Below are 20,808 nucleotides of genomic sequence, written 5' to 3'. Positions count from 1 at the left end.
TTAATTACGCTGTAAAGGGGATTATTAACATGCCAGCAGGAGTTCATGAAACACAAATTAATGTACCAATTGAAGAAGTATGGGATTTCGTAAGTTCCATTAACAACTGGGCGCCACTTGTACCGGGTTATATCACACACGACTTAATTAATGAAAATGAGTCAACTTGGGAGTTTAAAGGTGATCTCGGTTTTATGAAAAAGACCGTTAAACTAAAAGTGGATATTACGGAATGGGGAGAGCCAACGCTTGTCACATTCAACTTGACAGGAACATCAGATAACTTTAAAGGCGGCGGCTATTTTAAAGCTGAAAAACTAGATGATCATACAACGAAAATGATTGGTTCATTAGATATTACCGCTGGTGGTGCGATGGGACCAATGGTTAACGCTATCTTGAAATCATTCGTTCCTAAAACTGCTGAAGAGCTTACAATCGCAGTTGCAGAAGAAATCGCTAAAGTGAAAGCGTAATAAACCAATATATTATTTTTTGCGAACCACCCCTTGGCTTGTGACGGCCTAGGGTGGTTTTCTTGTTTTCTAGAGCATGTATCCGAAAGAGATAAGCGCTAATAGCACGTACCATCCCCCTTCGGAACCTCTCGGAGAAATTCAAGATGTTTCCGTGATTCGGCTGCACACAATCATTCTATCTACGTCTTTTCCAACCAAATCCCTATTTGGTTATAGTCTAATGGAAGGGAATGGAATTAGGCATGAATAGAGTGAAAATTTACAATTAAAACAGTTTCGTGCAAATGATGACCAGTTTATGAACATTATTGTGGATGGTCCAAAATAGAATTGCAGTTTAAATAATCCTCCATTTAATTCTACTAGAAAGTTTGTTGTAACAAGATTAAAATTCCGTGTCATTCACTCTACGCATACATAAGGTGTTTTTTTGCGAGTTTACACCCAAAGTACTTGATTGCAGGAAACGCAATCTTACCAAACAGTTGGCGAAACTATTATTCCGTGTTAAATACAGACTGTATTTTTGCATGACCCGTAACATTATTGAGTCGACGGTTAAAACGTGTCGAACATTTCATTTACCTTTTGTAAAAAATAAAAGCAGAGCCCAAGTAAAACTTAGCTCTGCCTTTATAAACACTGCTATAAAATTAAATCAGTTTTTTCTTTTTCCGTATTCTTAGCAAGTATCCACCTAGCCCTATGCCGCCAGCTGCAAGACTAATACCGGTAGCCGTCTTCAAACTCTTTTGTTTCTCTTGGGTTCTTACTTCTTGTCCTTCTAGGAACAGTGAATCATATAATGCGATAGATGCTTCATTAACTTCGAACTCTTCAGGTATGACATACTTGGAATTCGCATACCCATTGTCAAACGCGGTTTCTTTAATTTGAACAGCAATTTCGTTTGAGTGGAAGCCTTCTTTAAACCAATCTACTAGTTCTCGGTTAGCATAGTCGGCTGTTTCTTGATAATCGAGATTGACGAAAGCGGATTGGTACCCTTCTGCTAAGACTTCTTCTTTTCGTTTGGATTTTCCTTCTTCATACCCTTGTTCATAGGAACTTATGAATCTGTCATCCATTGAAGCAATTGCTAGTGATGATAAGGCGTACCCGTCTTTATTTCCTAATTCCAAATGCTCTTGCTTCTCTTCTTCTATACGTTTTTCAAAACCTGTTTTGTAATGGGACTCAAATGCCGTTTTCACTGTGACATCTTTGGCAAAATCAGCAGGTATCGCCAATTCAGTTAAGGAGTAGCCTAGATTATGCCCGGATTGCTCAGCATTTTGTACAATTTTTTCATAATCGTATGATTTGATGAAGGCTGCTTTATAGGCGGTATTCCAATCATCTGATTTAGAATCGTTCATTGAGACTTCCTTATTTTCACCTTTTCGAAGAGCTGTTTTTCCATCTCCTTCTCCTAAAGTCGCCCCGGATTGTCTATCTTCTTCTTTGATTTTTTCTATCCCTTCCTTATAGCCCGCTGCATATCCGGAGGCATATCCTTTTTTATAGCCTTCGTTGCCCATATCAGTGCTCGAATTCTTGTTTCTTCTATTATAACCATCTTCATACCCTTGCGATTCGCCAGAAGTTTTTCCATTATCAACATCTGCTTGACTATATGTAGGCTGCGGTTTGGGTTTCGGCTTAGAAGTCGTTGTCCCAGAGCTAGTGCCGGAACCGCCCCCATTGTGATAATGGTATTCACCCGTCTTCAGCCCCCATTTGGCGCAGTTTGTTCTACATGTGTGACCTCCGTTGCTATCTGTCCGCCCCGGATGCGCAGAAGCAACACTTCCAAAGAGAGATAAGGTAAGCAATGCAATACTAAATGTTACAAATAACTTCTTCATAATTTCTCTCCTCGAATTATTGTTAAATAGAACTAATGTCATCATATAGGGTTTGCGCAAGATTATCAATCCCATTATTCTGAATTAATAAACACGATTATGATGTTTCACTTGATATTTCTATGAAGAATGTACTTTATTAGTAAAATTCACAACAGAACATGGGCATTAGTTGGAACGTCTTATTTGCAAAAGGTAGATTTATTTTCTGTACCTCATGTAAGTTTCTTCCCCATCCACCAAATACAACATCTCTTCCCTTTCTCTTCGATATAACACAGCCTTCTCCAACCGCTCTTCCAAATACGCCTGTAATGCAGGATCAGTACAAAACACAAAGCACCCCTTCTGCCCCCGAGTCATCAATGTCCGATACGTATTCCGGATAATTGGATCTGCCAACGCATGTGCTTTTTCCGGGTCTTCCTTTGCAATTCCCTTAATCCCCCTTAGTGATTGATCCGTCTTCGCACGCTTTGTAAAGTCTGTAATAATTTGTCCGTTCTCGAAACGCATGTCGTCACCAATAATGACGCCGACATAATCAAACTCCAATCCCTGTGCGGTATGGATGCAACCAGCTTCCCTAACCGAAGAATTTTCGATAGCCCATGTGTTTTCGATGTTCCAACTGATCCCGAAATCATGTTCAGGAATCGTAATATCATGGTGGTTTACGTCCTGACGATTGTTTTTCGGCCATTCCCAACAATAACCTGCCATGATACGTGATTTATTGTTTCGTTCATTCAGCTTTTCAATCTCTGCGAGCATCTCACTTGGATCATCATAAAGCCTGATATCATAGTCCATCCCTAGGTCATTCATATTTGCTGTATTTCTAATTTGAAGCACATCATCTAGCCAGGCCATATATCCGTCAGATCCATCGCACCGGAATTGCGAAGTAAGTTCGCATGAAATAATATCGGCATTATATTGCCTCGCATATTGTTTGATCATGTCGACGCTGCCGATATCACTTAATGTGACCTTTTGATTTTCATCAATGAAAAAGATCGTGAACTTTGATCCTTTGACTAATTCCTTAATTTGGTTTTCACCTTTGTTACGGAACATACCGGACTTTTCGTTTAGACGATGCGCTTCATCAACGATAAGGACGTCAAATTCATTTTCCTCCACTTCAGTAAAGCTGCCGGACCCTTTGAATAGATTATCGATATGCGACTTCTTGAAATCACCCTTGAGCTTTGTGGAGTAGATGTTCCGTGGAGCAGAGTTCTTTGTTACATACATTGTGACAAGTCCTTGGTCTATCAGCTTGACTAATAAATTTATGGCCAAAACCGATTTTCCTGTGCCGGGACCCCCTTCTACAATCATCACTTGCTTCTTATCCGTTTTTACAGCTTCGATTGCTTGATGAAATGCCTCTTCGAAGAATACTTTTTGCTCGTCAATCATGATGAACTCTTCGTTGCCCTTTAGCATGTTGTTCAATGCGTCTTGTAACGATTTCGAAGGGCGGATTCTTCCGTTTTCAATTTGGTAGATCAGATGATTCTGATCGCCTTTCCGAATGAACTTCTTAATGAAAGCTCGGAGTTTCTGAATTTCACCCTTTGTAAAAACAGGAGCCTTCTCGAGATGGTCTTGGTAATGGACATGCGTCAGAGGGTCGTCCTCGGTTTTCCTGTAGTTATGTAAATATGCACAAGGCTTCAACTGGATTTCTTTTTCTTGCACATTTTCATTAAAGTCCTCAATGAGCGCGGCATATGACCACGCTTGATAGGATGGATGTGTCGTTTCACGATTGGCTTTGCCTAGATACGTTCTTACAATTGCATCCCGAGTAGTTACTTTCTCGACTTCCTCCCACTGCTTCAACTCTACAATAACGACATGATCTTGATTGCCATCATTACCGGCAATTAGGAAGTCCACTCGTTTAGAGGTGTTGGGAATATTAAACTCGATTGCAACCGACGCGTCATTCGGTATTTCATCGTCCTGCATAACATTGGACATTTTTTGCAATGAATTTTCCCAAGAGCGAATTTCAGCTTTGGAGGTACGTCCTATTTTCTTTTGATAGGAGTTGTATAATCGGTCAATGAGCAGTTCATTGACAACGTCCCCGACAAACTGTTCTTTTGTAGATTCATATATAATCATGATGTCACCAACTTTTTATCTTAATAAATCTTTGTATCCGCCTTTATTCATTTCATCTGGAGTTGACGCTTTTAAATAAAAAAATGCGAATTCTACATTGTTAAGTAATTTCTTAATACCATTGTCTTACAGTTACACATTTACCGCAAGACTATGTTCCCAGTCTAATTTTATATTACAAGGGGAACACGCATGCTTAATGATACCACTTGCACCAAACTCCGAATGACTTTTGTTTGATCGAATTCCCCAAAACACAAGGATTTCCCTTCATTAATAGAGAATCATGTAGTAATACAGGAATGGAGGTAATCATGCTTTGTACATTCAAGCAGTGTTTCTAGACAGGGACGGAACCATTGGAGGAAGCGACAGTGTAATTTATCCTGGAGAGTTCACGCTATTCCCAGGCGTTGCAGAGTCGATACAGCGATTGAAAAATGCGGAAATGTTACTTTGTTCATTCACAAATCAACCCGGCATCGCAAAGGGGGAAGCTTCCTATGAAAGTTTTGAAAGGGAGCTCGTTAACTTTGGTTTAGATAAGATTTATCTTTGTCCGCACGAACATACAGATGGATGTGCTTGCAGGAAACCTTCACCTGAAATGTTGCGTACGGCAGCTAAAGAGAATAACTTGGATTTACAGCATTGTATAGTGATCGGGGATCGATGGACCGATTTAGTGGCTGCAGATGAGGTTGGGTGCAGGAAGATATTAGTGAAAACAGGGAGTGGAAAAGCAGCGTATACCAAATACATAAATGATGGGTTTTTTGGTCGCTGGGAGGAAGTGAAGCCTGATTTTATTGCGGAGGACTTGAATGAGGCTGTAAGGTGGTTGATTGATCAATAAAGTGCCTATGACCAAGCCCTTGTTTGGTCATAGGTACTCTTTCAATTCAACTTCATCTTCATTCCTTCATGAGTCGCCTGAAACCCTAACCGTCCGTAAAAGCGTATAGCGTCCTCCCGCGTTTTATCGGTTGTTAGCTGAATGAGGTGGCAGCCACGTTGTTTGGCCCGTTGGATGGCCCAGTTGATGAGCGCCGTTCCGATCCCTTTTCCTCGTACGGTTGAGGATGTTCGTACCCCCTCGATTGTTGCACGCCAACCGCCTTGACGGGTCAAATGGGGGGTGAATGTAATTTGTTGGACGCCGACGACTTCATTTCCGAGGCATGCTACAACCAGTTCGTTGTTGGGGTCTGCATCAATCGCCCGAAACGCTTCACGGTACACTTCCGGTAAGGGCAGTACGAATTGTTCCCGAGTGGCCCCGAGCTTGTCATCCGCTAGCATTTCCACGATTCGTTCTAAATCTTGTTCTGTCGCTACTCGAAATTGCACTTCTTCCGCCAATTGTATAACCTCCACTTCCTTATCTTCTTATTTCGCTGCCAAGACCTGAAATCCTTTATTCGTAATCAGGTGCCTGTGCAGCACACATTTATGACAATTCAATAAAAAGTATATAAATACACGAAGAAGCCAACCCGTAATTGATACGGTTGGCTTCTTCATTTGCCTTATACAATTGTAGTGTATTTACTGAATTGTTTGCTGCACAGGCACCGGAATTTTAAGACATAGCCTACCCCATATAAACACTTTCGCATGTTCCTGCTGCTGGTTCATAGAAACAGTGATTTTTGAATTGGCCGGTAAACGGTTGGCCGTACCATGTTGGCGGACAAGGCGCATACGGATTGAAGTACCAAAGGGCGAATCTCGCGGGATGTTCTCTCCAAAAATCCAAATTCTGTTTTGCTAATCGTCTTTCAGTCGGCCTCGCTCTTTGATAAAACAAGTTTCCTTTTTGAACGGCTTCAAAGGAATAATTATTTCCTTGCACTTGAAAAATGACGTCATTAATCGTCCTTACGTCTCTGAAGTCCAAGCAATCCGCTACAGCCCGGTTCACAATTACATTTCCAACGTACAGCATCCCTTGCTTTCCTTCACCCTCGGCTTCTGCCCTCATCATCCTTGCCATTACATCAACGTCTGCATCCCGGTATTTGACTCTCGGCATTTTTCCACCCCAAGTATATCGTATGAAAAAAACTCTGCATTGATGTCAATTACACTATAAGAATACAAGCATCAAAGGGATTCCCTTACAAGTAGTAGCAATCAGGCCAATAACCCATAGGATAGATTATAGCGATAGTCTTTATGAAAAGGGGCATATCATGAATAATTCACTTACTTCAACTACGATGGGTCGGCCAGGTATTGTTGCGTTTGTTAGTGGTGATGTAACGGGCGATAACGTGATTGATCAAGTCTATCTTACTGGCACAAAAACGTCGGATAGTCCGTACATCCAAAATATTACGCTTCACGTTAGGGATGGTAGAACTGGGGTTACGACAAGCATTCCGCTTCATAACAATGCGGGCTATGATCCGACACTATTCTTGGGGGATTTCACAGGGAGTGGCGTAGATCAGATAGTAATCAGCATGGCTACGGGCGGCAGTGGCGGGATTATCAACTATTACATTGTTTCCTTCGCTGGAAATCAAGCAAGACTACTGTTTGACTCTGATGTGTATAATAATCAATACCAATATGACGTCACGTATCAAGACAATTATAAAGTTGAAGTTGTCAGCAGACCGAATAATGAGAAATATATTATTGATATCTCTCTGAAAGGTGCGGATTATTTAAATGAAATATATGATCAGAATGGCAAGCTGAAAAGCCCGATCACCGGATTTGTAGATCCTTTAAGTGGTTTGTACCCAGTGGATTTTGATGCCAATGGAGTGTATGAACTTTTAGCTTATCAAAAAATATCCGGAAGATATCACGCGGATGGCTTAGGCTATATTCTGAATACACTGGGATGGAAAAATAACGGATTTGCATTGCAGGAGCAGTATGTAGCTATATATGGTGCACAGATGTAGTGTTATCCAAAAGGGCAAAACCCCTTCAAAGCCTCCTTGCCACTTCCTGATGATGTTGATGTCTCTACAGTCATCCTCTGTATAGGGTGCTAGATTATGACTGCACTTGATAGTATCCTCTACAAAACATAGAGTTATTTGGTTTTATTACAATCAAAACTGAATTCACAATATCAGAGGCAGATATTATCAAATTAAACCAACTGATAAATAAAAGAAGTGCTTTGATCTCATCTGTTACAAAGAACGAAGCAATTGCTGTGATTACCGTTAATCCGATAAAAGGTAAGCTCATGAAGATCCAAAATCTCTTTTTAGAAAGAATTGCATTTGTCGTAAGCCAAAAATAGACGCCTTTGAACGTTAAGCTCATATCGCCTTTCTTGTTGATGACAAGTATATGAAGGGCTTCGTGTATGACGAAAACCAAAACAACAAGTAACAGTAAAGGAAAGTTTGTTAGATGAATGAAGTTTCCCTTGAAAAGCCAATAGGGCCCTAGAAAAAAAGCGGCCATTAACAAGTACACAAACTTCATATAATGCTTTCGAAACCATGCTTTTTCAATGAATGGTTTCCATTCAGAAAAATCCAGACTTGGCTGTGGCAAATGCCGAAACCATAAAATCATCGCCGTCCCTGCCTTCCCTATCTACTAATAGCGAGTAAAAAAGTTACTAATTTGTCAAACACATTATGAACTCAATTTGTTACGATAATCTTAATCAATACAACAAGCATTTACAGATAACGGAGTTGATAGGAAATGATATGGACGATTATCGCTACAATCATCGGGGTAATACTAATATTTATTTCGAGTCCTACAAGTGCACTTGTAGGTTGGATTTTGAATAAATTTGCACTTCACCCAAAGCTTGATCCGAAAGATATTACTGTAACATTTAACGGAATGCGCTTAGAAGAGGAGGAGAAAAATCGCTTCAGTACCTATTTTAATGAAGCGCAATATGTAAAGAGAAACCACATCTTCCCAGGAACTGAAAAATCGTTTTTACATCCTGAGACTGCTGTGATTCCGTTCGTCATCAATGTGAAAAACAGGAAAAAAGAGATGAACTTCTTTTTGTACCATAATGATGACCATGTTGATGTAGTCAAACAGTGGAAGAAAAAAGTTGCTTCCTTTAGCCTTAGTTCCGAGCCTCTCCAAAACTTCAGTATTTCTGAAAAGGCTTGATGGCCTTATTCACACCCTTCATTTCTATCGTATTGATTGAACATTTAAATACCAATAGATGGAAATAAAAAACGGTGCCTATCCACTACAACTCATTAGAGTTTATATAAATTCATAAAGAAGCCAATAACCAAAACCCCTTCAAAGCAGCATGAAGGGGTCTTTGTAGCTACAGCGGCCATCCTTGGTCTACGCTAAGATGGACGCCATTTTTAACATTGACTCTTTAAATGGTATTGACGTCCGGCATTTTATAAACCGCTTTCTTGTTAAATTCAACATATTTAGCAAACATAGTCCCCAAAAAGCGGGTAGCCTTCATTGCCAAAGGCGCCAACCCTATGCCTACGAAGAAAAGAATCACACTAAAAATCGTTTGCAGCACATTAAATTGTTGTATTTCCAATACATTTACGACGGTTAATAAAACCGGCGATACAACAAATGAAATAACAATCGTCCATAAAGAAAACAACAGCCCCGCTAATGCAATGGCGATTCCAGAAAACACAATTACATTAAAAGAAATGACGCCAAATAAAGCGAAATAGTTAACACGTTTCACGACTCTTCCTCCATCCCCAGTAATTCTTCGACCCATACTTTTCCATACTTAATTATAATCCAATTCAAAAAATTGTAATCAGACTCCAGACCGATTTTAAATACGGTGCCTGTGCAGCACTCAATTATGACTATTCACAAAGATGATTAATTATTCGATTTGAATGTTGCGAAATACTGCACCTATCACTTCTAGACACTCTTTCTATGCAATTGTAGTGTATTTACTGAATAGTGTGCTGCACAGGCACCGAAATAGAAAGCCTTTATCTACGTAGTTGGACCTTTATTCATCCTTCTCCAATTCCTTGTACCACTTCTCTTTCCACGCTTCCACTTTCGTGTCGATTTCATCCCTCGCCTGTTTCGCTTCTTCACTCTTCTGCTCTTTTACTTCCGTAAAATGGGCTGATCTCAGTTCTCCCATTTCCTTGGCTAGATCAATGACCTCGTACGCTCTCTCATCATCAATGATCTTTTTGTTCTTTAAATAATAAGCAGCATTGCTAATTCGCGTTGCCTCTCGATCGGAAATATTCTTGAGCGGGTCATGGATTGCAATAAGTGCCTCCATTTGATGAACCAAATCATGGAGCATGACGCCTTGCTGGCTCATCACTTGCATCATGCTCGGCTTCCATTTCTTAATGAGAACTCCTTCAAATTCGGACGGGTTTCGCACTGTCGCATATTCACCGCCACCTGCTTCTGCCACTGTTTTCAGCTCGTTTTGCCCTTCATCATCGACGTCGAAGCCGATAATATTCACCTTCGCCTCGATATCGCTTTCATGCAGCTTTTTCGCCGCGGCAACCGGATCGCCGTCGCACGTCTCTACACCATCACTTACGATATAAACGATATTCCTAAAGTGCTCTGTATCATAAGAAGACAAATACTCATGTGCCTTTTCCATCGCACCGGCTAATGGCGTCCAGCCGCTCGCACCAAAAGAATCCATCGCTTTTTGGAATGAACCTTCGTCATACGCGCCAAGCGGGTAAAGCTCTTCGAGCGAACTGCAAGAAAGCTGCTTATCCGCTTCCGTCCCTGCACCTTTATGGCCGTATGCAAACAGGGAGACATTAACATCATCAGACAACTGGCCAGTGAAATCTTCAATCGCCTGCTTCGCAAGAGACATACGCGACTCGCCTCCAATTTCCGCCTTCATGCTCCCGCTTGCATCCATCAAGATAACGACATTCGTCTTTTGTCTCTTCGCAATCTCAATTTCATCCTCGCCTTCCGGCAACTCAGGCATCACATACCCATGCTCATACGACGTTAACTGATCATAGAAGGTCGAATACTGCCCCGAGCCTAATTGATAAACAAGATAGTCATAAATCTCATCCGCGCTCAAACCCGGATGCTCCTCGAAATAGGTAGGCAACTCTTCTTCCATGAGTCCTTGAAACGTATCTTCATAAAATCGATGATATTGCACCCAATTGACAGTCTTTGCCGCCTCCACCTCAGGGTCCATATGAGCTTCCACCAACTTGCCCGCAGGCTGAGAAATCATATCCTCCACCGTCCGGGCCGCTTTAGGAATTTGCTCCTCGACAACCGATTTTGTTTCTTCTTCCGACATCGAAACTTCCGGCTCTACTTCAGATTCAGGCTCCGGTTTATCCGTACACGCCGCAAGCATCATACAGCATCCAATACTCATGACAGTATATTTAAAATTCATCCGCTTCACCAAATTCACTCCCTTTCACAGAACTACCTTTTATACGGACACCAGCTACAATAGTTCCTATGTGGAAGGGCCTAAATTAAGGTGCCTGTGCACCAAACATTTATGACAATTCATTAGATTTTATATAAATACGTAAAGAAGCCAATCAAATGTTGATATGGTTGGCTTCTTTCATTTAGGCTATGCAATTGTAGTGTATTGACTGAATAGTGTGCTGCACAGGCACTGGAAAAAGGATTACGCTCTACTTACAACAATCTCTTCATCCACAACGTCCACATGGACTTTTTCAATCTGGTCTTCTTCCAAGATGAGATCTGTTAATGGATCTTCGATTTTGTCTTGGATGATTCTCCGAAGTGGTCGTGCTCCAAAACGTTTGTCGTAGCCGAGCTTCACCAATTCCCGTTTCGCTTCTGGAGAAATCGAAATTGCGATATCGTTTTCTTCGATTGCATCTTCCAAATCAACGAGCATCAGGTCGACAATTTCGAGTAGGTTGTCTTCTGTTAATTCATTGAACGAGACAATCGCGTCGAAACGGTTCAGGAATTCAGGTTTGAAGTAGTTTCCTAACGATTCCAGCATGGAGACGGATTCATGTGCGGTTTGATTGAACCCGACATTTATCTTTTTCTCCCCAGTTCCGGCGTTGCTTGTCATAATAATGACGGTGTCTTTGAAGCTGACTGTTCGACCGTGGGAATCGGTTAACCGGCCATCTTCCATAATTTGAAGGAACATATGTTGAACGTCAGGATGCGCTTTTTCGATTTCATCGAATAGCAAAATCGAATACGGATTGCGGCGGACTTGTTCCGTTAATTGGCCTGCTTCTTCGTGCCCTACGTAACCTGGAGGAGAGCCGATGATTTTAGAGACGGCATGTTTCTCCATGTATTCACTCATATCGAGGCGAATTAACGTGTCGCGCGAACCGAATAGTTCTTCCGCCAGTACTTTTGTGATTTCTGTTTTACCGACACCCGTTGGACCGACGAATAAGAATGATCCGATTGGTCGAGTTTTTGATTTCAACCCTGCGCGGCTTCGGCGGATTGCTTTAGCAACTTTGTCGGCCGCTTCCTTTTGTCCGATTACTTTTTTACGTAGATTTTCTGCAAGGTCTTTCATTTTCGCTTGTTCCGATGCTTGTAGTTTCGTAACTGGGATGCCTGTTTTTTCTTCTACGATTTCCTCGATATCTTCAACCGTCACCTCATAGATTGATGCTTCGCCTTGTTTCGCTTCTTCTAGTTGTTGACCTAATTGCATTTCTTCTTGGCGTAACGCTGCCGCTTTCTCATAGTCCTCCATGTCCGCAGCTTGTCCTTTTTGTAGAACGACTTCTTCTAGCCGTTTTTCGATTGCATCCACATTCGTAGAAGACTGGTTTAGATTCAAGCGCGCTCCTACTTCATCCATCAAATCGATTGCCTTGTCCGGCAAAAATCGGTCTTGGATATAGTGTTGTGATAAAGTGACGAATGCACGGATCGCCTCATCGGAATAACGCACTTCATGGAAAGCTTCATAACGGTCTTTAATGCCGTGCAAGATGGTGATCGCGTCTTCCGGAGAAGGCTCTTTGACAATGATCGGTTGGAAGCGGCGTTCGAGTGCCGCGTCTTTTTCAATTTGACGATATTCTTTCAACGTCGTTGCGCCAATAAGCTGCATGCTGCCACGTGCCAATGCTGGTTTTAATATATTCCCTGCATCCATTTTGGAGCCTTCCGCTGAACCTGCGCCGACGAGAAGATGAATTTCATCGACGAAAACGATGACATCTTTCCGGTTCTCGATCTCCTCGATCAATTGCTTCATCCGCTCTTCAAATTGACCGCGGATTCCGGTATTCGTCACAAGTGATGCTACGTCCAACACGTACACTTGTTTATTCAACAGTTTTGCGGGAACATCGCCTTCATGGATTTTCACTGCGAGCCCTTCTGCAATCGCTGTTTTACCTACACCTGGTTCTCCGATAAGAACAGGATTGTTTTTGTTTCTTCTATTTAATGTTTCAATAACGCGTTTCACTTCTTGATCGCGCCCGATGACTGGGTCGATTTTCCCTTCCTTGGCGTCATTCGAAATATTTTTACCAAGTTGGTCTAACAAGCCGTTTCCTTGATGTCCATCGACTTCTCTAACTTGCGTATGTGCTTGCGGGTTGCCATTCGCTTGGAAAAATTGATTTGCATCATTGCCAAATGACGGCATCTTCATTTGTCCTTGGATCTCTTGAAAACATGTATGGCACAAATTCATCTGCATACGTTGATGATTCACTTGGAGTCGCAAGCTCATTGTCGCTTCGTTTTTACCACAGTGTTGACATTTCATAAGCCATTTCCTCCTTATATCGTTCATTTCATTTACACGGTCTGACATTGACTATCTTTGACTTATAACTTTATTATACACTGACCTTATTTGACTTTCAAGATTTTTGACTGGTTTACCCAAGGCATCGAAAAACGAATGGACAGCCCTGACATTTCACAGATATCTTGCATTTACTAGAATGGAGTAGATAGGAGGTGAATCAAATGGCGCTTTCCCTTATTAACATTAACGTCGATGTCTCAGGCAATTCGACAAGATTTTTTAATGTATTGGCAGCAGCTTTAACTGTAGCCGATGGGACAACCGTACCCGTAACTGATTTTTTGGATGACAGTGGCACTGCAGCAACTGCTTTTCCAACCGTAACGAATGGTTACTACAATCTTTATATAAACGGTGTACTACAAGAGGGCGATTCGTATACAATATCTACAACAGAATTGACCTTTAATGAAGTCGCAGGCAGCATATCTGCTGGAACACCATTGGTTGTAGAAGCTGTAGATTTAGTAACAGTAGTCTAACTAACCAACCCTTTATTCGAAGCTTGGTTATATGGGACAAGCGTTTGCATAATAGGTGATGAAGGGATAGCATCACAAATGGAATCCCCTCCAAAGCCTTTTCACGGCGTTTGAGGGGATACTTTTACTCAAGGTAGAATTTAAAGTAGGTGCCTGTGCAACAACCAATTATGACTATTTGACAAAAAGTATATTAATACAAAAAGAAGCCAACTGAATGTTGATATAGTTGGCTTCTAACATAATTTTATGCATTTGTAGTGAATTGTCTGAGTTGTGTGCTGCACAGGCACCGTTTTGGATTGTTAATTAATGGTCCAGCTCAAGATCCCGCCGTACATACACATTCACGATGGAGCCGATTTGACGGACATCGACGACAAATCCTATCCATGCGGAACTGCACTCTAAACCTTCACATACGATTTCAGTCAGCCTATGATCATAATCAATATGGACCGTTCCTTCCTTCTTGCCAGTAGCTTTGATACGGAATGTATTTGTTCCTGGATCACGAGTGATTTCTGCAATTTGCGCGGCATCCTTTTCCCGGATTTTAAATCCGCCTTTGTATTTTTCCGTTTCCACATATACGTCGGTTGGATTTTCTCTAATGGCTTCGACATCATAATAAGATTGAGCGTCGTTCTGCTTTGCCTCAATTCCGTATCGTATTTCCTTCCCGCTCTCGAGCTTCACAGTAGCGATATACTGGCCCGGATTATCGATATCAAATGAGACGATCGTGTATTGATCCACATTGAACGGCACATTGTCAGAGATTTTCTCCCCTTCCATCGTCGCAAGGGAGATCGTTTCAATGTTTTCCTTGATATCATATAGCTGGACGGCTGTCGGCGCCATGTCTTCCGTCTCTTCCAGTGTCAATGTCAGTTCGCCGTTCACTTTTGTAATGTGAACATAATATTTCACGTAGTCTTTTACGTTTGAGCCCTTGCTCGGCCTACCTTGTAAATTCAAGATGCCTTTCCCTTCTTTTACGGGAACGACTTGAATTTTGTCTTCGGTGTAACCTTCTGTTCCGAACACTTCAAATGCTTTAAAGTATCCGTCCTCTGCATCCGATTGCCAAATTCGCACATACTCCCATTTCAAGTCACTCGCCTTGATCGTCACCATCGGCGGCTTCGCTTCTTCGGTCGCTCTCAACATCTTCGCCGCTTGCCCTCTTGTGATGACAGCGTTCGGGCTGAACGTAGTCGAAGTCGTTCCCGAAGTGATACCGAGTGCGTATATCGCGAGAATGTTTTCAGTATGCGATTGATTATTCGAAAGATCCTTGAATGGATGATTGTAGATCGGTTCTCGTGGCAGATCAAACGCTTTGACGATAATCGAAGCCATCTGTCCCCGTTTAATCGGATCGTTCGGACCGAATCGACCGTCTCCGTAGCCGCTAATCATGCCTTTCTCCGTCATCGCCGCAATCGCTTTGTAGTAACCATTCGCTGTCGATACGTCTTTGTATCCCGGATTTTTCACATTCGTTGTATCCAAGTTGGTCATCTTCGCAATGATCGCGGCCGCCTGACCCCTCGTAATGGAATTGCCCGGCTTGAATGTGCCATCCGGATAACCACCAATAATATTGCGTTCCGCAAGATCATACACCGCTTCCGCGAAATGCTTTGTTTGCGGCACATCCGAGAATTGCAGTGTGCTTGCAGCAAAGCTAGTTGCTGGAAGGCTGATGGCGAGTACCAGTGCACCAAATATGCTCAATCGCCTTTTCATTATTTTTCCTCCGCTCCGACAAGTCAATGTAATGGCAAGCACCGTACAGACGTAGTTTTCTGGAAATAGTTTCAAAGATTTCAGGAATATCCCGTTTTATTTTTTGGTGGATCAGACTGACTCTTTGTTTTTCTTCATCACTTTGATCCATGAGTACAAATTATATAAAAAGGCAACGTATCCGACCACCAATAGCACGATGAACCACTTAGCTTGCCGTGGCAAATGCTCGGACATATATTCGTTCTGCGTGAATAGCAAATGATGGATGAACACCATTAATATGAAACTAAAAATGACCCAAAGAAGGTCTTTCTGATTTTTGAAGATGAAAAGAAGCGCTGCTTGCATTAAAAATGTAATTGAAAGAATCCACTGCATCCTTGACATATACTGTTGAAATTCCCCTTCTCCCCCATCGTCATCGGATTCCTGCCACGCAGTGAACGCGGCTTGGTCGCCGTCGAATAGGTAATAGACTTGATTCACACTAGAGCTCTTATAAACTGCTATATCCAAAGTAGCCATCAGATAACCCTTTTCTATATGTGGTTGCGCGCCGATGATTTCCCCAAAGTGTTCAAAATCCACCGCAACATTTCCCGATTCATCCATATACGCCCCTTTTAAGGTGCCTTTTAGTTTTGATTTGAATAAATCCTCACGTGCTAAAACTTTTTCAATTTCTCTTTCAATCCGAGGCTCCCGCTTTCCGTAGCGATCCTCGATGGATGTAGGGTCCTCTTCGTCGGCAGGCACAATCACCGGGGAATTTGCGTCTTGCGGCGTGTCGCTTGCAAAAAAGCCAAGTTCTTTCCCAATGATTCCACTTAGGAAGACGAAGAATGCGCAAAGGGAAATAGCAGTGAGCAGCTGTGGCAGTAGATTTCGGCGTTTTTGGGCCGGAACACTTTGATTCATTTCTATAATCCGCTTTCGGGTCTCGCGCTTATCTTGCTCAGTAAAGTATTCGTCCTCCGAAATGACCTTATCCATTTCCTCCTGCAACGCCTTCAATTTGTCATCCATCTGCCTCACCTCTCTCCAAAAGTTCCAATGGCCTTTTCAACTTCTCCCTGCCCCGGTGGAGCCTCACCTTCACCGCACTCTCGCTTATTCCAAGGACGTCACTCACTTCTTTGATTGATAGATGTCTATAGTAATAAAGCAAAATCACTTCCCGATATGGAATCGACAATTTAAGTACCTCATCGACAATCTGCTCACGCTCAAGTTGGTCGATCATTTCATAGTCTGCTCCCCGACGATTTGGCCGTAATATTTCCTTTATATTTTCCTGCACGATCATTTTCCGGACATGCCAGCTCTTTAAGTAATCTTTGCATTTATTAATCGCGATCGAATATATCCAAGTTTTAATTGAAGATTTCCCCGCGTACGAATCGAGTTTCATGTAGACGGTTAGAAAGATTTCCTGCGTCATATCTTCTGCCGTCGAATGATTTTTCACATATGTATAGACAAGCCTCTTAATTTCTTCCCCATATTGGTCCATCAGCAATTCAATTTGATCATCCGGGCTCATTGCCTCCCAATCCAACTGCCCCATGTCCTCCCCCCTTCCCTACATTTTAGACGACGCCCGATTATAGACGGTTACAAGTTTTCCAATGAACACATGCTTTATGTAATCATATAGTTATGGCAATTCGCTGCCTAGTTTTGAATCTTCCTGGCCACTAGACACGTAGAAGATTTAAAGGCGAGATCAACGTATTCTACAATAAGGGGGATTTTCCGTTGGCAATCTTAAATTCATTTTCACAATACATAAGGACCGTGCGACTGAAGCAGGAAGGGATAGCGCATGGCATTTTCCCGTTCACCCTTCCCTTCGTCCGGAACTTGCACGAATTGGAGCTACATCCGAACATCACGTATGTAATCGGTGAAAACGGAATGGGTAAATCGACGTTGCTGGAGGCAATTGCGATTGCGTATGGGTTTAATCCGGAAGGAGGGACATTGAATTTCAACTTTTCCAGTTTTGATTCCCACTCGAAACTCGATGAACATATTCGTCTTGTTAAGGGTGCAGAACGGGCGAGGGATCATTTTTTCTTCCGTGCCGAGACGTTTTACAATGTGGCGACGAATATCGAGGAGCTAGACCAAGATCCTCTTTCCGGTCCAAAGATCATTGATTCGTTTGGAGGGGTATCCCTTCACGAGCAATCACACGGGGAATCCTTTTTCGCCGTGTTCCGGGAACGGTTTAGGGGAAACGGTTTATATATTTTGGACGAGCCTGAAGCCGCCTTGTCCCCGCTTCGCCAAATTTCTTTGCTTGCGCGGATCAACGAACTCGTCGAGGAAGGATCCCAGTTCATCATATCGACCCATTCACCGATCATCATGGCGCATCCGCTTTCAAAAATCGTCCAGATTACAGAAGACGGAATCCATGAAACGACGTTGGAGAAAACGGAGCATTACTCGATTATGAAACAGTTTTTCGACGATCGGGAGCGTTTGTTGTATCATCTGTTTCAGGATGAATAGCTACAAGCAAACCCCTTCAAAGCCTTTTCGCGGCTCTGAAGGGGTTCTGACTTCACCGATACGGGTTTTCCACCCATGGTCCGACCGTCGATAATCTCGTCAGCTGCTTCGCCATATGTGCGGGCGTGTAAGGCATATCATGTTTCAGCCACCAGATGATGACGCCTAAATAGGCTGATGTGATATAGGCTACTGACATTTCAATAGGCACTTTAAACTCGATTTTATCCTCAACCATATACTGCGTCGCTCTCTCCACCAATGTTCCAATGATTTCCCTGACAGACTCCGTGAAGTACGGCACTTTTTCTTGGACGAGCATGACTTTATAAAAGCGTTTCTGTTCAATCATTTTATTAAATAAGCGAATGAAAATCGGATGCGGATTTTCACTATCATATTTGAATTCAAACTCCTTCACTTGCACGCTGATGCGTAAATTCTCCAGCGCCCCGTCCAACATTTGTTCAAGCAATTCATCTTTGTCGTAGTAGTGCAAGTAGAATGTCGCCCGATTGAGTGTGGACCTTTCGGATATTTCCCTTACCGTAATCTTTTTATAGTCCTTTTCCCCCATCAACTCCAATAACGCTTCCTCAAACATCGCCTTTGTCCTTTGAACTCTCGGATCCATTTTGATAGACAATTTAGTTCCCCCTGTCGATTAATTATCTCTGTCGTAGACATTATTGATCGTTATGACTAGAATGCATCATTTATCCGAAAAGTGTTTATTGCTCAAACTATCTATTTACCTATAATTATATAGGACAACAGCTTATCAATAAAGGAAGTTTGCAAATGAATCATTTTTACTTTCATTTACATGAAAGCGGTTTCTAATATGATAAGGGGGTTTGGGAAATGATAGTGAAAAACGATATGAAGTGGGATGCAGAAACAGATGTCGTCGTATTAGGCAGTGGGGGCGCCGCTTTGACGACGGCGATTCTCGCCCATGATCAAGGGGCGGAAGTTGTCATCCTTGAGAAATCGGATCAGATCGGCGGTACGACAGCTTTTTCCGGCGGGATTCCGTGGATTCCGAATAACCGTTATATGAAGGAGCTCGGTTTGGAAGATTCGCATGAAGAAGCGAAGACGTATATTACAAAACTGACGCATGGCAAAGAGCCCGATCCTGAATTGATTGACGTCTATATTGAGCATGGCCCGAAGATGATCGATTACTTGTATGAACATACACCAGTAAGATTCGCGGTTCCTAAAGGGTATGGCGACTATTATGCAGATCTGCCCGGGGGAAAAAAGGAAGGCCGCTCTCTCGACCCCCTTCCGTTTCCTTTGAACGATTTAGGGGAATGGTCAGAGAAAATAAGAAGAAACCCGATCTTCCCTCCTTTGACGTTGGAAGAAGGCGGAGCCAGTGATCCAGGGGATATCGATTTCACTCTTGTCGGTACACGAATGGAAAACAATATTACGACGATGGGAAGGGCGTTGGCTGCCAGTCTTTTTAAAGGTGTACTTGATCGCGGCATTCAAACATTAACTTCCACCCCGGGAAAAGAACTTGTGATGGATGATGAAGGAGCTGTCATTGGCGTCCGTGCGGAAAGTGGAGATGGGACAGATATTTTCATCGGTGCTCGAAAGGGTGTCATGATTGCTTCCGGCGGATTTGAGTGGAACAAGGAACTTGTCCGTTCATTTTTAAAAGGGGCCATTACGCATCCGCAATCCCCTTCTTACAATGAAGGCGATGGGTTGATTATGGCGATGGAAGCTGGAGCAGCTCTTGGCAATATGAGCGAAGCTTGGTGGTCCCCGGCTTTTGTGGATCCGACGATTGAATACGAAGGAAAAGTTTATAATCAAATCGACTCGCGAGCACGTACAATGGCCAATTCAATTATTGTCAATAAACATGGGACACGCTTTGTCAACGAAGGTGCCACTTATATGGACCTGCCGAAGTCATTTTACACGTATGACCAGAACTCGCAATCATTGCCGAATGAATCGAATGTGTGGCTCATTTTTGATCAGCAATTAAAAGACCGCGCGTTAATCGTGACGATGGCGCCTGGCGAAAATGCGCCGGACTGGGTACCGCAAGCGGATAGCATCCAGGAACTTGCGGAAAAAATCGGAGTCGATCCGAATCAGCTGGAAGCAACGGTCGAGCGCTTTAATCATCATGCTGTAAATCACGAAGACCCTGACTTCAACCGCGGATCATTGCACTTCGAGAATTTCGCAAATCGATTCAAAGGCCGTGAAGCGATGATCGGGCCAATTGAAAAAGGGCCGTTTTACGCATTGCCGATCTATGCAGGGTCACTAGGGACGAATGGCGGGCCGCGCATTAATGAACATGGACAAGTCATCAGTTTACGTGGAGAAGTTATTCCGGGGCTCTATGCTGCAGGCAACGCGGCGATGGGCATATTGGGCGGTGCATATCCGGGCGCAGGCGGAACGATCGGGCCTGCTATGACATTCGGCTATTTGGCAGGTATGCATATCGGCAACCTGAAACCGCGTAAGATAAGCGACGCGGAAAGCGTTTTAGCATAATAAAGGAGGAACTTTACATGCCTAGTGGAACACATACGACAGAGTTGGATATACCGATTGAAAAGGTGTGGGATTTCGTCAGTGACATGAATAGGTGGGCGCCGCTCGTCCCAGGATATATCGAACATGAAATTTTGAGCGAAAAGCAATCGACATGGACGTTTAAAGGCGATATCGGCATTATGCAAAAGACCGTCAAATTACAAATCGATATTACAGAATGGCGGGAG

Annotated in this window: 20 protein-coding genes; 8 read left to right on the top strand and 12 right to left on the bottom strand. The window is 42.7% G+C overall.

Features of this window, described 5'->3' with window-relative positions; translation table 11 throughout:
• On the top strand, window positions 1-476 hold a 476-nt coding region (locus AWV70_RS13635), incomplete at its 5' end, for a CoxG family protein (protein WP_306464394.1).
• A gap of 656 nt (window positions 477-1,132) precedes the next feature.
• Here AWV70_RS13635 and AWV70_RS13630 read toward each other — a convergent pair.
• Complete coding sequence (locus AWV70_RS13630) at window positions 1,133-2,347, bottom strand: YHYH domain-containing protein (RefSeq protein ID WP_060208134.1); 1,215 nt, start codon at window positions 2,345-2,347, stop codon at window positions 1,133-1,135.
• 201 nt (window positions 2,348-2,548) lie between these two features.
• A complete protein-coding gene (locus tag AWV70_RS13625; RefSeq protein ID WP_060208131.1) occupies window positions 2,549-4,489 on the bottom strand; it encodes a DUF2075 domain-containing protein in 1,941 nt (646 codons plus the stop codon).
• 319 nt (window positions 4,490-4,808) lie between these two features.
• Between AWV70_RS13625 and AWV70_RS13620 the strand changes: the two genes are divergently transcribed.
• A complete protein-coding gene (locus AWV70_RS13620; protein WP_060208128.1) occupies window positions 4,809-5,345 on the top strand; it encodes an HAD-IIIA family hydrolase in 537 nt (178 codons plus the stop codon).
• A 41-nt stretch (window positions 5,346-5,386) separates the two neighbouring features.
• On the opposite strand, the gene AWV70_RS13615 is transcribed toward AWV70_RS13620, so the two are convergent.
• Both AWV70_RS13615 and AWV70_RS13610 read right to left on the bottom strand, forming a co-directional pair.
• Window positions 5,387-5,791: a GNAT family N-acetyltransferase gene (locus AWV70_RS13615; RefSeq protein WP_060208149.1), complete on the bottom strand. Its 405-nt coding sequence runs from the start codon at window positions 5,789-5,791 to the stop codon at window positions 5,387-5,389.
• 292 nt (window positions 5,792-6,083) lie between these two features.
• Window positions 6,084-6,524: a cell wall hydrolase gene (locus AWV70_RS13610; RefSeq protein ID WP_060208126.1), complete on the bottom strand. Its 441-nt coding sequence runs from the start codon at window positions 6,522-6,524 to the stop codon at window positions 6,084-6,086.
• Window positions 6,525-6,684: 160 nt separating this feature from the next.
• Here AWV70_RS13610 and AWV70_RS13605 point away from each other — a divergent pair, with 160 nt between their 5' ends.
• Entirely contained in the window at window positions 6,685-7,410 is a 726-nt protein-coding gene (locus AWV70_RS13605) for a hypothetical protein (protein ID WP_060208123.1), read from the top strand.
• Between the two features lie 94 nt (window positions 7,411-7,504).
• On the opposite strand, the gene AWV70_RS13600 is transcribed toward AWV70_RS13605, so the two are convergent.
• Entirely contained in the window at window positions 7,505-8,041 is a 537-nt protein-coding gene (locus tag AWV70_RS13600) for a DUF3267 domain-containing protein (protein WP_060208120.1), read from the bottom strand.
• 135 nt (window positions 8,042-8,176) lie between these two features.
• On the opposite strand from AWV70_RS13600, the gene AWV70_RS13595 reads away from it, so the two are divergent.
• Complete coding sequence (locus AWV70_RS13595; RefSeq protein WP_060208117.1) at window positions 8,177-8,611, top strand: YfmQ family protein; 435 nt, start codon at window positions 8,177-8,179, stop codon at window positions 8,609-8,611.
• A 226-nt stretch (window positions 8,612-8,837) separates the two neighbouring features.
• On the opposite strand, the gene AWV70_RS13590 is transcribed toward AWV70_RS13595, so the two are convergent.
• From AWV70_RS13590 to AWV70_RS13580, 3 genes are all read right to left on the bottom strand, one after another.
• Entirely contained in the window at window positions 8,838-9,176 is a 339-nt protein-coding gene (locus tag AWV70_RS13590; RefSeq protein WP_060208113.1) for an HAAS domain-containing protein, read from the bottom strand.
• A gap of 285 nt (window positions 9,177-9,461) precedes the next feature.
• A complete protein-coding gene (locus AWV70_RS13585; RefSeq protein ID WP_235588668.1) occupies window positions 9,462-10,874 on the bottom strand; it encodes a vWA domain-containing protein in 1,413 nt (470 codons plus the stop codon).
• Between the two features lie 246 nt (window positions 10,875-11,120).
• Window positions 11,121-13,232, bottom strand: coding sequence for an ATP-dependent Clp protease ATP-binding subunit (locus AWV70_RS13580; RefSeq protein WP_060208109.1), 2,112 nt, complete (start codon window positions 13,230-13,232; stop codon window positions 11,121-11,123).
• 206 nt (window positions 13,233-13,438) lie between these two features.
• On the opposite strand from AWV70_RS13580, the gene AWV70_RS13575 reads away from it, so the two are divergent.
• Window positions 13,439-13,759 (top strand): DUF4183 domain-containing protein, encoded by a 321-nt coding sequence (locus AWV70_RS13575; protein WP_060208105.1) that lies wholly within the window; start codon window positions 13,439-13,441, stop codon window positions 13,757-13,759.
• 309 nt (window positions 13,760-14,068) lie between these two features.
• Here the strand turns inward: AWV70_RS13575 and AWV70_RS13570 are convergent, their stop codons facing one another.
• The 3 genes from AWV70_RS13570 to AWV70_RS13560 form a co-directional block, all read right to left on the bottom strand.
• Window positions 14,069-15,514, bottom strand: coding sequence for an S-layer homology domain-containing protein (locus AWV70_RS13570; RefSeq protein ID WP_060208102.1), 1,446 nt, complete (start codon window positions 15,512-15,514; stop codon window positions 14,069-14,071).
• 111 nt (window positions 15,515-15,625) lie between these two features.
• Window positions 15,626-16,543: a hypothetical protein gene (locus tag AWV70_RS13565; protein ID WP_060208098.1), complete on the bottom strand. Its 918-nt coding sequence runs from the start codon at window positions 16,541-16,543 to the stop codon at window positions 15,626-15,628.
• The gene (locus AWV70_RS13560) at window positions 16,536-17,084 is read right to left on the bottom strand and encodes a sigma-70 family RNA polymerase sigma factor (RefSeq protein WP_082713624.1); all 549 of its coding nucleotides are present in this window, start codon (window positions 17,082-17,084) and stop codon (window positions 16,536-16,538) included. The genes AWV70_RS13565 and AWV70_RS13560 overlap by 8 nt, the downstream gene beginning before the upstream one ends.
• 197 nt (window positions 17,085-17,281) lie before the next feature.
• On the opposite strand from AWV70_RS13560, the gene AWV70_RS13555 reads away from it, so the two are divergent.
• The gene (locus AWV70_RS13555) at window positions 17,282-18,037 is read left to right on the top strand and encodes an AAA family ATPase (RefSeq protein WP_414714839.1); all 756 of its coding nucleotides are present in this window, start codon (window positions 17,282-17,284) and stop codon (window positions 18,035-18,037) included.
• Window positions 18,038-18,089: 52 nt separating this feature from the next.
• On the opposite strand, the gene AWV70_RS13550 is transcribed toward AWV70_RS13555, so the two are convergent.
• The gene (locus AWV70_RS13550) at window positions 18,090-18,683 is read right to left on the bottom strand and encodes a TetR/AcrR family transcriptional regulator (protein ID WP_082713623.1); all 594 of its coding nucleotides are present in this window, start codon (window positions 18,681-18,683) and stop codon (window positions 18,090-18,092) included.
• A gap of 218 nt (window positions 18,684-18,901) precedes the next feature.
• On the opposite strand from AWV70_RS13550, the gene AWV70_RS13545 reads away from it, so the two are divergent.
• Together AWV70_RS13545 and AWV70_RS13540 are read left to right on the top strand one after the other, a co-directional pair.
• The gene (locus tag AWV70_RS13545) at window positions 18,902-20,578 is read left to right on the top strand and encodes an FAD-binding protein (protein WP_060208093.1); all 1,677 of its coding nucleotides are present in this window, start codon (window positions 18,902-18,904) and stop codon (window positions 20,576-20,578) included.
• A gap of 17 nt (window positions 20,579-20,595) precedes the next feature.
• Window positions 20,596-20,808: CoxG family protein (locus AWV70_RS13540; RefSeq protein ID WP_160327662.1), on the top strand; the 213-nt coding region annotated here is incomplete at its 3' end.

It is taken from the genome of Sporosarcina koreensis, from assembly GCF_001531445.1.
GTDB classification, from domain to species: Bacteria; Bacillota; Bacilli; order Bacillales_A; family Planococcaceae; genus Sporosarcina; species Sporosarcina koreensis_C.
Note: the sequence above shows the minus strand (reverse complement) of the source record. Positions and strands in the feature narration are given on the sequence as shown.